The organism is Polynucleobacter sp. JS-JIR-II-50 (assembly GCF_018687895.1).
Classification (GTDB): Bacteria; Pseudomonadota; Gammaproteobacteria; order Burkholderiales; family Burkholderiaceae; genus Polynucleobacter.
In genome coordinates, this window is record NZ_CP061307.1 from 1,366,342 (window position 1) to 1,380,268 (window position 13,927).

The window sequence follows — 13,927 nt, forward strand, 5'->3', positions numbered from 1 at the left end:
ATATGAACCCACTTGATACACCATTAGGCTTTAGCACTAACTTTCTATTTGTACCAGGCACTCGTCCTGAACGTTTTATGAAAGCCCTCGATAGTGGTGCCAGCGCCGTTGTCTTGGATCTAGAGGATGCCGTTGCAGAGGAGGATAAAGAAAATGCGCGTGATGCCATTCGTACAGCATGGCCTAGCTTTAGCCCTGAGCAAAAGAAGCGTCTAGTCATTCGTACAAACTCGCCTGGAAGTAAATTTTATTCGGCCGATCTAATCCTTGCTCAACAACTTGAAGTTGCCTGCCTATTAATTCCCAAGAGTGAATCGCTCGACCAAATTAATGGCGCCGCCCTCATACTTCCCAATACCGCAATTATTCCCATGATTGAAACGGCAATTGGGCTGGATAAACTAAAAGAAATTGCAAACTCCAATCAAGTGATTCGTCTTGCTTTGGGTAATTTAGATTTACAAGCGGATCTGGGCATGGTTTGCGATCGCCAAGAGACTGAATTGCAAACAGCTCGGTTTCAGATCGTTTTAGCATCACGACTTGCACAGATTGCCCCTCCTATTGATGGGGTTACACCCTCCACTGACGACATTGAGCGCATTACCGACGACGCAGAACGCGCAAAGCGTATGGGTTTTGGCGGAAAACTCTGTATTCACCCAAAACAAGTGGCTATCGTCATCAAGGCATTTACGCCAACTGAAGAAGAACTAGCCTGGGCCCAACGGGTGGTTGAGGCGGATATAGCCTCCAAGGGCGGCGCTGTAAAACTGGATGGTCGCATGATTGATCGCCCGGTGGTATTACTGGCCAAAAGAACCCTGGCAATTGCTGGTAAACACTAAGAGTTTCCTCTGTCTAAAGAGTTGCAAAACTGGCAAAATAACTCTGAGTTGTTTTGCACTCATATAATTTTTATAACTACTACTCGAGACTAAAATGAAATTACGTAAATCGCTATTTGCCGGTTTCTATGCAATCGCCACCCTAGGATTTATTGCAGGTAATGCGTTAGCTGCAGATCCTTATCCAAATAAGCCCGTCACCTTGGTTGTGCCATTTGCTGCTGGCGGACCTACAGACGCTGTTGCTCGTCTGATTGCCGTGCCTATGGGTAAAGAATTGGGCCAAACCGTTATTGTTGAAAATACTGTTGGTGCTGGTGGCACCATTGCGGCTACCCGTGTTGCGCGCTCCGCTCCAGATGGTTACATGATTTTTATTCATCACATGGGTATGGCTACTGCACCGGCTTTGTATAAAAAATTGAACTTTGATCCGATGAAGGACTTTGAATACATCGGCCAAGTCGTGGATGTGCCAATGGTACTTTTGGGTCGCAAGAACTTCCCACCAAACAACTTTAAAGAATTAGAGACTTACATCAAGGCCAATAAAGATAAAGTGACGCTGGCAAACGCTGGTCCTGGTGCGGTGTCTCAGTTATGCGGCCTTTTATTTATGTCTCGCGAAGGGGTGGAATTAACAACCGTTCCTTACAAAGGAACTGGTCCCGCATTAACCGATTTGCTTGGCGGCCAGGTTGACCTACTCTGCGATCAAACTACACAGACCGTTCCTTATATTAAGGATGGTTTAGTAAAAGCCTATGGTGTTACCACTCCAAAACGCCTGCCAGCCTTACCGAACATACCCACCTTGGATGAGCAGGGCTTGAAAGGTTTTGAAGTAAAAGTTTGGCACGGCATGTATGTCTCTAAAGGCACACCTCCAGCAGTTGTCAATAAAATCAATAAGGCGCTTAATGTTGCTTTAAATGATCCTGAAGTCAAGACTCGTTTAGCAGAGTCCAATATTGAAATTGCTTCACCAGCTAAGAGAACACCAAAAGGCTTACAAGAACATCTTGAAGCTGAGATTAACAAATGGGGCCCTGTAATTCGTAAGGCTGGGGCCTATGCTGATTAAGGAGTTACCTTAGAAATAAAAAAGCCAGCATCTCGCTGGCTTTTTTATTATGCTGAGTTCTTATTTGCAGGGGTAATTGTCTGTAAAGAAACGCATTAAAGTTTTGGCTGCTTTCTCTTTATTAAACTGAGGGTTTGTCTTGGTCCATGCTAGGAACTTTTGCAAGACCTCATTGCGGGTCTCACTCTTATTTACAAAGCATATCGCTGGCTTAGCATCTGGACGACGATTCGCCAAGTATCCCTGATATACGCCCTCGCCAAAGCCAAAACAAAAACTGCGGCCTTGCTCATCATCGGGATTTTTGCAGAGCTCAACAAAGGCAGCGGTACTAGCATCATCCACTGGGAGATCCTTCTGCGCAAATGCACTTGGAGCGAAGGAAAAAATGGATGCAATGAGTATGAATGTTGTTGTGAATATTTTCATGATTCTCTTCTCTAAATAAAAGTTAACGCCTAAAACCACTCATGTGGCCACCACCAAAACCGCCCATATGGCCGCCGCCACCACTAAATCCGCCCATATGTCCGCCACCACCGCCGGCAAATCCACCCATATGACCACCGCCAAATCCACCATCTCGCCCACCCTCATCAAAGTTACGTGAGCGATCTTGGTTGCCATCAAAGCGGGCTTGATCTCGTAAAGTGTTTTCTTGGGCGGCCTCGCGATATACATTGGGATTGGCCCTATCCATCTGCGCATCATTACGCGCCTCTTGATTTAGACGCGCCGCCTGATTTCTTTCTTCAGGAGTTGCGTCCTTCTGAAAAGCGTTATTGGCGCGTTGGCCATCCATCCTGGCCGCCTGCCTCTCCTCTGGGGTGGCTTTATTTTTCCAGTCGTTCAGCAGGCGCTGCTGGTTGACAACGTTTGCTGGCCCGATAATCGCTCGAGAGGGTATGCGCCCAGATGCATTGATATTCGTAGAATTAATCGTGCCATCATTCCAATTGGGTTGCGCCCAAAAATCATCGCCGATCATAAAGCCCACACCAAAAGTCATCAGACCCCAAGCAGGGTCATAGATAGGGTATGGTGGGTACTCTGGATAAGGCCATGGCCCATAAACAAGTGTGGGGTTATAGATTGGGACATAAACTACTTTTGTATTAGCTGGGCCAATTAAGATATTTCCGTTTACATCAGTGGTTACATTAATTTGCTTATTAGACTTCAGGGTACCAGCTTGAACAGCCATTTTTCTGAGAGCTTGAACTGCTTTCATGGTGTCTGCTGCCTGGAGCTTATATGCATTACCTAGATTCTGGGTCCACTCTAATTTTCTACCCATCATATTGAATGCTTTTGGAAATGACATTAAAGATTTCACGCTGTCATTCCAAGATTGCGCCTTGAGCGCATTTTGCAGATCGTCGCCGTTTAATGAAGCATGGCTAGTTCGCCAGTTATAGGCTTCCGCAACCTCTAACGGATACGTTGAGGCCAGCAGCATCAATGAAAGCAAAGAATCGGGATACAGCGCTATTGGCGAGACTAGTGACTGCAATTGCTCTGATGAAATAGTTTGTGGGCCCGCACTGTAGCCCTCACCACCATATCCCCCGCCTTGAGCATAACCCTGAGGGTAATACCCACTTTCTTGATAAGGTCCGGGATTCATAACGCATCCATCGAGAAGAGATCCGAAAGTGATTATTGCCAGCGTTAACAACCCCATCTTCTTGCTCAGCGCAGGAATACTTTGTTGACTTTTCTGCTTCATATCTGCCCCAGTATTAATCTCTCTCTACTACTTTACATTTAAATCGGCATCAACCTGGTCTAAACAAATATCCAGAGCGAGCTTTGTCCTTTTTTCTTCTATAGATCATTCCAATACAGTCATATATTGCCCAAATAGCCAAGAATGGATCTAGTAAGTAATCCCAAAGATTAGCCGATTCATGCCAATGGACTGACCAGGCCAGAATGCCGACAGCAATAATCCAGACGCCCTTCGTCCAATTTACCAAGCCGCACACTAAGGCAAATAATAGGACTGCAACTAAGAATGCAGTGGATCCATAACCCCATGTATAAGGGTCGACCATGCCCAAGCCCAAAGCAAATGGATAAAAACATACGGAAATGATTGCCATGGCAGATTTGAAAACAATGGGCACAGTCTTGCTAGCTGGCAACAATGAGCTCCATAGCAATAAAGTCGCGACGACACTCAGATCACCCGTAAAGCCACGCACATAGGCAACCATCGGTAAATTCATACCCAACGGCCAAAACAGAATATTTCCAATCAGAAGGACTAAAAATACTTTTATAGCAAATGGAAAGGTATTTGGAGAAAGCCTTTGCAAGGCCCAAACACCCACTACCGCACAAGAAATAGACAATTCAATCAAAGCTATGATTTGCATAAACTGGTTCATTACTGCACCTCCTGATGAGCCGCATCTGCTTCAGCGGTGTTAACTTGCTGATATGCGCGCTTCAACCAAGCGCCAGAAAAATAATGATGCCGAATCTTCTTGCGATCCCAGGTATAAACCAAGTGCGCATCATCACCATCAACGGTAATTAAGTAAGGGTATGAGAATTCTTTTCGTTGAGTATCTGGCAAAGCTTCATCGTCCTCCAATATCTCAATGATTTGCCACCGCCCAGATTTGGCATCACTCATTAATAAGACCAAACGATAACGCCCATTTTCAATATTGTTTAAAGCCAAAATCCGAGCGCCGCTTTTGAGGGCGAGTCCAGCAACTGCAGAATTAGGGTTGGCAATCGCCAGATCCTCTGACTGTTGCCATGTTTGACCTGCATTTTGGGTGTGGCTAACAGGAATTTGCTTTGGCAATCCTGAGCTGCGTGTTTGCCTAAAATAAGCACTAGCATCTTGCGCGTCATTGACAAATACGAGTGGCTGAATCGCACCGCGTCCAGAGCTCATACGACGTTTATCAATTACTTGTCCTGCATCTATTCTTAGGAACTCGCCAAAACGTCCTATCCACTCATGATAGGCGGGTAAGCCTAGTAGACCATCAGAGAACATCACATTAGGGGATTTCACGAGGGTGCTTAAATTCAGTAACGGTGAGCTAATGAGGCGTTGTGGATTGGTCCAGGTCAAACCTTCATCATGCGAAGTTATTGCAGAAATTGAACTACCCGCCCAACCGCCAATAGAGACGGTGACGAAGAACAATTGCAGACGACCATCAGCCAATCTAGTGGGGACGGGATTGCCCAACTTAGCGATATAACGTGAAAGCCCCTTCTCCGCACTAATGCGATCCATCACAACAATAGGCGCACTCCAGCTAGAAGACTTGGGGTCAAATACGGAGCTGTAGATCGATACATCAGCAGCTCCTTCGCGACTACCGGCAAACCAAAACGCTCTCACTGCACCATCCTTAAGGGCAATCATTGAGGCTGCATGGACTGAGGGAGCGCCAGTATCAGGAAGCCAATGAGACTGAGGCGCCGGAATACTAGTCTTGACTGAACCTTTTGCCTTCGTTACTGCAGGCTCATCAAGCACTTCGTCTGCCTGAAATGAGGGAGCGGCAAACGGCGCCCACACTGGACGACTATCAATATGCAGAAAGCCAATCACTGCAGCAAGCAACAAAAAACAAAGAGCAATGACACGACTCATCTACAAACATCCTTTAGGTTCGATAAATCTGGGTTCGCTACCGGCGTAGAGATTAGGTACTCATTGACAAATAAATGTTTGCCAACCTGCCCCATCAACATTTCCTGAATTTCTTCATTAGTGTGACGGGCCCTCATCTCCATTCTTTGCCCAACAATCTGACAAGCATCACAGAGTACAGGCCGAATATTTAAAGGAGTGTGCACCGCAACCAGAGGATAGGTGGATGTCAGAGTTGCAACATCACTAGCATCTTTAGCTAAATAGCCATGCAGCTTTGTACCTGGCAACAATAATCGATACTCTTCATCCTTGGCTCGATAGTCACAAGGAATCCATACCTCCCTGCCTTGCAGCTGAGAAATCGCTTCTACCGAGTAGCGCCCTAAGCGCCCTTCCAATGGAGCAAGACTACTAGTCAACCCGCAATAAACCAAAAAGCAGGCTGCCAAAGAAATGGTTTTAGTAAAACGTCGATTCAGTAAGCCAAGCAAGGTCAGCAATATTCCTGCCGCCATGAGGATCCAATGGCAATAGGAGTAAGTCCATGCGCCGACATCACCCATAAATTGTGAGAACTGAAGATTGATACCAATCCATAATAAGAGCGAAAACACCAGTAATTGCAAAAGCAAGGCAACGCGAAAGCCCCATAAAGGCAACCTTTCCCAATACAAGGCAATCAGTGCCGCAAAGGCTGGCATCACTGGCAAAAGGTAGCGACCTGAACGCTGACTAGGCAGACTGAACACAATGAAGAACGCTGCTATCAACAGTAGCAAAAGAACCTCCTCTAAATCCAGAAAGCGACGTGTACGCCAGCATTGCATCAAACTCGATATCAACACAAAACTAAATAAGCCCGCATTAGCAATCGTCGTCAAAATTAAGAGCCAAATACTGTCTCCGCCACGCAGCAAATCCATGAAATAACTAGACTGGCGAGCAGCAAACTTACCAGCATTCTCGCCCATTACAAATTCTTTCCAAACGGCTTCTGGATAAGGGTCCATGGCAAACCACAAGGCAAATACGCCCAGGGCAAGTACGGCAATCAGGATTAATTTATATAGGTCGCGGATAAGTACCTGAGGAATACTCCACTGCCGCCAGCGCCAGTAATACAGTCCCAAAGCAAAAGTAGCAGGAACGATGTAGGCAAAAGATTTTGCAAATAGCGCAAGACCAAAACAGACTCCCGCCATCAATGGGAAAAAGAATTTAGATTCAAACGCACTCTTACCCCAATACAAAATCGCCATAAATGGTAGCGATATCCAAAATATTTCCGGGGGATCTGCTAAGAATGGTCGACCATAGCGATAGGTTGCAAAAAAGGAAAGCCAAACTAATGCTGCCAATATTCCAGTTTGCGTTTTGCCACTAAAACGTCGGACCGCTAAAAATAAGAAAAATGCTGTAAGCGCGGTATACAAAACACTAGGCCAACGCAAATTAGCCAGACTCCATTCGCTTGCCCAATGCGTACTAGCAATACCCTGCCAAAAAATAAGCGGGGGCTTAGTATTTTTGACGCCGTCCATTTCAGACTGCAGTGGCAGCCATTGGCCGGACTCTGCCGTCATGCGCACAATATGCATATAAGGGTACTCATCACCGTTTTTTGGCGCAAACCGGCTATCCAAACCATAAAGGTAGGTAAATACACCTAAAAGCAGTATCAATAAGGTGGAACGGTAAGAAAATGAAGCTCGCATGCCTATAGTTTATAGGGCTTACTAGAAACTCGAACAAAAATGGTGTCAACTAGATTTTCGAATGAGCTTATGAAAAATGGATCTGAAATGAATAACCCATTCCTATACCTTCTTGTTTAAGATACTAAAAAAGCAATACGCAATTTATTACCCAGAAATATTCCAAACGGAGATAGTCTTAATGCGAGCTAAGCCTTTAAAACCCGCAATCTTGTTGTCAATTTATATTGCCATCAACCATTGGAGTGGTACCGCTCTTGCCCAAAACAACGAGGCAAGCAATTTGTATAAAAGTAGCTTAGCTGCCACCTGCGCAAACTGTCATGGAACGGATGGTAAGGGTGTGGTTGATGGGGGGATGCCGTTGATCAATAACCTCACCAGCGCTCAAATATTGACTCAACTGAAGGCGTTTAAATCTGGCGCACGTGAAGGCACCATCATGCCTCAACTAGCTAAAGGCTACTCAGACGAGCAACTCGAAACCATTGCCAATCAACTTGGCAAAAAATAATAAGGAAGCACATCATGGATCGTCGACACTTTATTAGGAATAGCGCAGCCGGCATCGGTTTGCTTGCTGGCTTCTCGGGCCAAGCGAAGGCCAATTTACAAAAAGCGGAAATCCTCGTCATTGGCGGAGGGTATGGCGGCGCTACCGCTGCCAAGTATTTACGTCTGTTTTCTAATAACACCGCCAAGGTGACTTTGATTGAACCAAACCCTACGTTCATTTCGTGCCCACTTTCAAACTTGGTTGTAGGTGGCTCACGCACCCTCTCTGATATCACCAGCTCGTATGACAATCTCAGCAAACGTCACGGGATCAAGATCATTCAAGATAGTGTCGCCAGCATGGATCCCGATAAGAAAACAGTCAAACTCGCTTCTGGCAAAACCTTGCGCTACGATAAAGCAGTAGTTTCACCTGGCGTCACCTTGATAATGAATAGTATTGAAGGACTAGCGCAAGCTAATAAAGCAGGCGTGACTTTGCAAGCCTGGAAGGCGGGCCCTGAGACTGCCGCCCTACATAAGCAGCTCGCTTCTATGCGTGATGGCGGTACTTTTGCAATCAGCATTCCGGAAGCGCCGTATCGTTGCCCCCCAGGACCTTATGAGCGCGCATGCCAAGTCGCAAACTATCTCAAACACAATAAGCCTAAGTCTAAGGTCCTGATTCTGGATGCCAATCAAGATGTCACCTCAAAGGGGGCTCTATTTAAAAGGGTATGGGCTGAGCAATACCCTGGATTGATTGAGTACCTACCAAAGCACAATGTCACAGCTGTCGATGCAAAAACAAAAACAGTTAAGCTAGAAGTACAAGATGACATTAAAGCGGATGTTTTAAATTTACTTCCCGCCATGAGTGCAGGTGAGATTGCCGTTAAAACGGGCTTGGCCAATTCTAATGGCCGCTGGGTCAATGTGAATTTCCTCAACTTTGAATCTACCGCACAAAAAGATATTCATGTTTTAGGGGATTCGATTCAAGTTGCCTATGCAATGCCTAAATCAGGTCATATGGCTAACCAACACGCCAAGGTAGCTGCTGCCGCAATTGTGGCCGAACTCAGCAATTGGGAAGTAAATCCCGCACCAGTTCTCACCAATACCTGCTATAGCTTTGTAAATGACCGAGAAGTGGTTCACGTTGCTAGCGTCCATCAATACATCGCCGCGGAAAAAACTTTCAAGCCCGTACCAGGCTCTGGTGGCCTATCACCTGCTCCATCGACTTTAGAAGGGGTTTATGCCTGGGGCTGGGCTCACAATATTTGGGCAGACAGCCTGGGTTGATCCAAGTCAATACTTCTAAAAAAAGAGGCTTTAACGCCTCTTTTTTTGTTTACATGGCCGCATAGATACCTATACTGAGGAAAACAGATTAAAAATTCGGAGGCTTAATGAACATGACCCCTACTTCACCAAAAGATGCATCAAAATTAGAAGATGCCATTGAAAGATGGACCGTCCCCATTGGAAATTTATTTGTCTCTTTATTTCATCGGATTGCCTTATTTGGAATCGGCGCAGCAACAGTTTGGTCTGCGGCTGTTGCATTTTTAGGAATGGTCAACAAAGGTTCAGCTTCGATTGAAGATCTGCTGTTGCTCTTTATCTACCTCGAAATTGGAGCCATGGTTGGCATTTATTTCAAGACCAACCATATGCCAGTACGCTTTTTGATCTATGTAGCGATCACCGCCGTTACTCGCCTCATCATTGACTTGGTTAATACCAAGCATGAGGCCGATATGGCCATCCTCTTTATGGGCCTGACCATCCTCATTTTGGCCCTGGCTAATGCTGTTGTTCGTTACGCTTCATTTAAGTTCCCCAGCCGAAAAGGGGAAAGTGAATAAAGCCCTATAAGAGGGGCTCGATACCCCCTCCCTCATCAAATTGATAGGGGTGCACGCCCCTATTTAAGCAATTACGGACGTAATCAATACTGGCTCGCAAGGCGTAGTAGTCGCTAGACAGGCGTTTAGAAACTTTAATTTTCAAAGCTTGATACTCAAGCAAATTCAGCCTCTTCAAATACTCATCACGCTGTTGATTGTCAAAACCATTGAGCAATTCTTGCTCCAAAGATTTCAAAGAGCCATATAAGCGATTGATCTTATTTTGCATTCGCTTAGCGCGATATCCTGGTAGAGCCTGTAAAAGCGGGTATCCCAAAACACAGAAAGGTAGCAACACAAAAATGAGGCGGCTAATGAGCTCTGCTACCCAAAACGGCAAATAGGCCACCAATAGGGGGTAATTATTTTTCTCGTAATGAACTGCAACGGGACTTTCAGGCAACATGGAATCCTTGAATGATGGAAACTCTCCGCGCTCAGAGAAGAACGATTCCTTGCCATTAATTTCTCTGGCGGCCTCTAAAAATAGAAATTGAATTGCTGGATGCATACGATCATCAATCAATAAATTTGTTGTCGTTGCCAACAACTTCATATCAGTTGATGGAAAGTTACGCGGCAAATTAAAAGCCCCTTGAGGGACATCCAAAATATTGAGATAAGGCATTAATTTGACATAGGCTGCCGCACGTTTAAAAGTGACTAAATGCAACGACTTGTCGTTTAACAAGGCTTGCACATTAGGCGCCTCGTAAGAATCTACGATAAAGGTTCCATCGATCTCACCTGCCTGTAGCGCTTTAACTGCGTCATGCCCAGCAAGATTAAGGACTTGCACTCCTTTTTCATAGCCGGCGGCTTTCAGTATTTTGGTTGACTGAGCATAGGTACCGCTGCCCTCAATTCCCACAGAAATCTTTTTATTGGCAAAATGTTGAAGTACAACACCAACCGAATCGGACTCGGTAGACTTTAACTCCGAACCTCGATAAAAAAACCAAATCGGGTCATAGGCGATTGCACCCAAAGACTGAATACCAGTCACTTCCTTGGAATGGTCTACACCGGCCTGAACAAAAGCAACTTGTACGGGGTCATCGCGATCAGATAAGCGATCAATGTTTTCTTGTGCCCCCGTAGTGGCTACGAGTTCGAGGGTAATCCCTTTTTCCTTGAAAAACTCTACGTACTTTTTCCCAAGGGCTTCGTATGAGCTGCCTGATGATCCGGTGGCCATGAGAACATGTCTTGGGGGCGGCGGATCCGCATACCACCAGATCCCAATGAGTATTGTCAGCAAGAGAATGAGAAGTGGCCAAGCCTCCTGCAGGAACTGGGTAAAGTCATCCCATTTCTCCCGAGCGCTCTCAGAAAGCCCTAGATACGTTTCTTGAATGTCTTGTTTAAAGCTTCCCATGCGCTACCGATCGGCAAATATCATTAAAGATAATGATAATAGGCTTATTCTGATTCCTTCAATTGGTCTTTTAACACCCTTAAAACATGATAAATCTTAGAAAATCCCAGGATCGCGGCTATGCCGACCATGGCTGGCTTAAAAGCTTTCACTCCTTCTCATTTGCCGGCTACCACGACCCCCGCTTTATGGGTTGGGGAAATCTGCGCGTCATTAACGAAGATCGCGTAGCCGCAGGAATGGGGTTTGGTAAGCACGGCCATCGCAATATGGAAATTATTAGTTACGTACTATCGGGAGAGTTGGCCCACGAAGATAGCATTGGCAACATCAAAGGCATTCCAACTGGGGATGTCCAGCGCATGAGCGCGGGTAGTGGAGTTACGCATAGCGAGTTTAATCACGCAAAAGATCAAACTACTCATTTTTTACAAATCTGGATAGAGCCCAATGTTTTGGAAATTGAGCCGAGCTATGAACAAAAATCCATCCCAGAAATAGAAAAAGATGGAAAGCTGCGCATCATTGCCTCCCCTACCGGAAATGATGGTGCTGTGAAAATTTATGCAGACGCCAAGGTGTATGCTGGACTCTTTGATCAGAATCAATCATTCGAACTAGCATTAGATCCCAGTAGAAAATTCTATGTGCACCTTATTCGTGGTTCACTTGATGTGAACGGCCACGTTTTAAATGGCGGTGACGCCCTCTTAATACAAGAGGAAAACCAATTAGCACTCTCTCATGGAAAAAGCGCCGAAGTCTTAGTATTTGACCTCAGCGCTTAGCGTATTTCTGAAGGGCCAGAGCTAATCTAACTTAATTTTGGCCTTTTCAATCACTGTTTTCCATCGAGCAATATCAGAGAAATACAGGTCCGAGAATTGCTGAGTATTCATTGGGGCAATTTGTACTCCAGCCTTTTGAAAACGATCTTTCATCTCAGGAGTTTCTAGGATCTTCAAAATAGAGTTATTCAGCTCCTTGATGACGCCTTGAGGCGTTTTAGCAGGGACAAATACTCCCTGCCACAAAGCCATCTCATAACCTTTAACTCCTGCCTCCTGAATTGTTACTAATTCTGGAGCGCCACTGAAACGATTTTTACTGGTGACAGCCAATGCCCTTACCTTATCACCTTTATATAAAGGAAGACCTACTGGCATGCCTGCAAAATAAAAGTCGATCTGCCCACCCATTAAGTCTGTAGCAGCGGGTGAGCCACCCTTATACGGAATATGAATCGCTTGTAATCCAGTAGTAGCTAAAAACAATTCACCAGCCATATGATCGGAATTACCAATTCCTGAAGAGCCAAAACTCAATTTACCGGGCTCGGCTTTAAGCATTGCCATTAAATCTGCAACGCTCTTGGCTGGTGAATTGTTATTGACAATCAGAATGTGAGGAGTTGCCGCGACCCCAACGACTGGCAATAAATCTTTTTGGCCATTGAACGGCAGTCTTGGATTGGCTGCCACATTAATAGCCAGGCCATTTTGTGCGAACAAGATGGTGTAGCCATCAGGGGCGCTTTTTGCTACCGCATCTGCTGCTAGGCTACCTGCTGCGCCACCACGATTCTCAACAATAATGGGCTGCTTTAAAGCAATACTGAGATCATTGGCAATCATCCTGCCGACAATATCAGTAGAGCTTCCTGGCGCATAACCAATCATCATCTTGATCGGTTTATCAGGGTAGGCAGCCCAAGCTGCCCCCGCACATACTGGAACAACTACCGCACTTATTACTATGTTTTTTATTAGTTTTTTAAACATATGTCTCCTCCAGTAATTTAGTATTTTTTAAAACGTTAAAGCGGGGATGCCGCATTCCTGAGCGCAAGCATTCAATGCCTCTAGTAACTCGGGCGAGACAGGGATACCCCTTTCACTTCTCTCTGCCATTGTTTTTGCTGCGCCTTCACCTGGCACACGAATTTCTTTAACGCCAGGCAATGTTGACGAATTTTTGAGGTCACTAACTAAAGTAATTACTCTGTTAATAAACTCTTCCGTGTTTCCAAATGCACTTGGATCGACAGCAATAATCGTTTGCCCCGTGTTTGTAACCAAGTCGTGATGCGCATTGAAATCGATTGTTCCTTTGCCAACTGCCGCATTATTAAGTGCGCCTGCAAGCAAGCCAATCATGACTGCTAAGCCATAACCCTTATATCCACCAATGGGCAATAAAGATCCTTCGGCAGATTTTTTAGGATCCGTTATTGGCCTACCTTGTCGATCAATCATCCAATCATTTGGAATGGACTCTCCCTTTTGCGCGGCTACTTTTACTTTGCCGTAAGCCGCTACAGTAGTTGCAATATCCAAAAGCACTGTAGGCCCATCGCCTGCTGGCACCGCAATTGCAATTGGGTTGGTTGATAACAATAAATCAATGCCACCCCATGGCGCCATATGATTTGCATTACCAACAGCCATATAAATACCGATATAACCCTGCTCCGCTAATTTACGAACATATACCGAAGCGGCACCTGAATGATTGCCGTAGTGACTGCCAATCCAACATACGCTGTGCTGTTTCACTTTTTCAATAGCAAGGTCTACAGCTCTATTCATAACCAAATGCCCTAAGGCATTGTCACCATTAATCAACGCAGTTGCACCCTGCTCGCGCTCAATATGAATATTGGGATGCAAATTCACGCCGCCAGCCCGAATTCTTTTTAAATAGGCAGGCAAACGAAAAATGCCATGTCCATCCGCACCAACAAGGTCAGACTGCACCATGAGGCCAGCAATGATGACTGCATCACTTGCGGGAACTTTCTCCGCTTGCAGTGCGCTCGAGATAAATTGCTCGGCATCCGATATAGATAAATAATTCATTG

At 45.5% G+C, this 13,927-nt stretch carries 14 protein-coding genes; 6 read left to right on the forward strand and 8 right to left on the reverse strand.

The annotated features are described in order from the left end of the window. Nucleotides 1-2: 2 nt before the first annotated feature. Together FD963_RS06730 and FD963_RS06735 are read left to right on the forward strand one after the other, a co-directional pair. Complete coding sequence (locus tag FD963_RS06730) at nucleotides 3-848, forward strand: CoA ester lyase (protein ID WP_215361332.1); 846 nt, start codon at nucleotides 3-5, stop codon at nucleotides 846-848. Between the two features lie 94 nt (nucleotides 849-942). Further along, complete coding sequence (locus FD963_RS06735; RefSeq protein WP_215361333.1) at nucleotides 943-1,932, forward strand: tripartite tricarboxylate transporter substrate binding protein BugD; 990 nt, start codon at nucleotides 943-945, stop codon at nucleotides 1,930-1,932. Nucleotides 1,933-1,992: 60 nt separating this feature from the next. Here FD963_RS06735 and FD963_RS06740 read toward each other — a convergent pair whose 3' ends face one another. Genes FD963_RS06740 through FD963_RS06760 form a run of 5 tightly spaced genes read right to left on the reverse strand, consistent with a single transcriptional unit; the run spans nucleotide 1,993 to nucleotide 7,278 of the window. Beyond that, a complete protein-coding gene (locus FD963_RS06740; RefSeq protein WP_215361335.1) occupies nucleotides 1,993-2,361 on the reverse strand; it encodes a Rap1a/Tai family immunity protein in 369 nt (122 codons plus the stop codon). Between the two features lie 22 nt (nucleotides 2,362-2,383). Then, complete coding sequence (locus FD963_RS06745; protein ID WP_215361337.1) at nucleotides 2,384-3,661, reverse strand: DUF3300 domain-containing protein; 1,278 nt, start codon at nucleotides 3,659-3,661, stop codon at nucleotides 2,384-2,386. 49 nt (nucleotides 3,662-3,710) lie between these two features. Further along, entirely contained in the window at nucleotides 3,711-4,313 is a 603-nt protein-coding gene (locus FD963_RS06750; RefSeq protein ID WP_251367205.1) for a hypothetical protein, read from the reverse strand. A gap of 11 nt (nucleotides 4,314-4,324) precedes the next feature. Further along, nucleotides 4,325-5,560, reverse strand: a complete 1,236-nt coding sequence (locus tag FD963_RS06755) for an exo-alpha-sialidase (RefSeq protein WP_215361346.1) — start codon at nucleotides 5,558-5,560, stop codon at nucleotides 4,325-4,327. Then, nucleotides 5,557-7,278 carry a glycosyltransferase family 39 protein gene (locus tag FD963_RS06760; RefSeq protein ID WP_215361351.1) on the reverse strand — a complete coding sequence of 574 codons (1,722 nt, stop codon included), beginning with the start codon at nucleotides 7,276-7,278 and terminating at the stop codon, nucleotides 5,557-5,559. Before FD963_RS06760 ends, FD963_RS06755 begins: the two co-directional genes overlap by 4 nt. Nucleotides 7,279-7,459: 181 nt before the next feature. Between FD963_RS06760 and FD963_RS06765 the strand changes: the two genes are divergently transcribed. From FD963_RS06765 to FD963_RS06775, 3 genes are all read left to right on the forward strand, one after another. Beyond that, nucleotides 7,460-7,792 (forward strand): c-type cytochrome, encoded by a 333-nt coding sequence (locus FD963_RS06765; RefSeq protein ID WP_215361353.1) that lies wholly within the window; start codon nucleotides 7,460-7,462, stop codon nucleotides 7,790-7,792. A gap of 14 nt (nucleotides 7,793-7,806) precedes the next feature. Next, nucleotides 7,807-9,081 (forward strand): NAD(P)/FAD-dependent oxidoreductase, encoded by a 1,275-nt coding sequence (locus FD963_RS06770; protein ID WP_215361355.1) that lies wholly within the window; start codon nucleotides 7,807-7,809, stop codon nucleotides 9,079-9,081. 107 nt (nucleotides 9,082-9,188) lie between these two features. After that, nucleotides 9,189-9,647, forward strand: a complete 459-nt coding sequence (locus FD963_RS06775) for a phosphate-starvation-inducible protein PsiE (RefSeq protein ID WP_215361357.1) — start codon at nucleotides 9,189-9,191, stop codon at nucleotides 9,645-9,647. A gap of 4 nt (nucleotides 9,648-9,651) precedes the next feature. Here the strand turns inward: FD963_RS06775 and FD963_RS06780 are convergent, their stop codons facing one another. Next, complete coding sequence (locus FD963_RS06780; RefSeq protein WP_215361366.1) at nucleotides 9,652-11,067, reverse strand: TAXI family TRAP transporter solute-binding subunit; 1,416 nt, start codon at nucleotides 11,065-11,067, stop codon at nucleotides 9,652-9,654. Nucleotides 11,068-11,153: 86 nt separating this feature from the next. Between FD963_RS06780 and FD963_RS06785 the strand changes: the two genes are divergently transcribed. Further along, entirely contained in the window at nucleotides 11,154-11,855 is a 702-nt protein-coding gene (locus FD963_RS06785; protein WP_215361367.1) for a pirin family protein, read from the forward strand. Between the two features lie 21 nt (nucleotides 11,856-11,876). Here FD963_RS06785 and FD963_RS06790 read toward each other — a convergent pair whose 3' ends face one another. Further along, a complete protein-coding gene (locus FD963_RS06790) occupies nucleotides 11,877-12,848 on the reverse strand; it encodes a tripartite tricarboxylate transporter substrate binding protein (protein ID WP_215361368.1) in 972 nt (323 codons plus the stop codon). Nucleotides 12,849-12,875: 27 nt separating this feature from the next. Next, entirely contained in the window at nucleotides 12,876-13,925 is a 1,050-nt protein-coding gene (locus tag FD963_RS06795; protein ID WP_215361369.1) for an Ldh family oxidoreductase, read from the reverse strand. Between the last annotated feature and the right edge of the window lie 2 nt (nucleotides 13,926-13,927).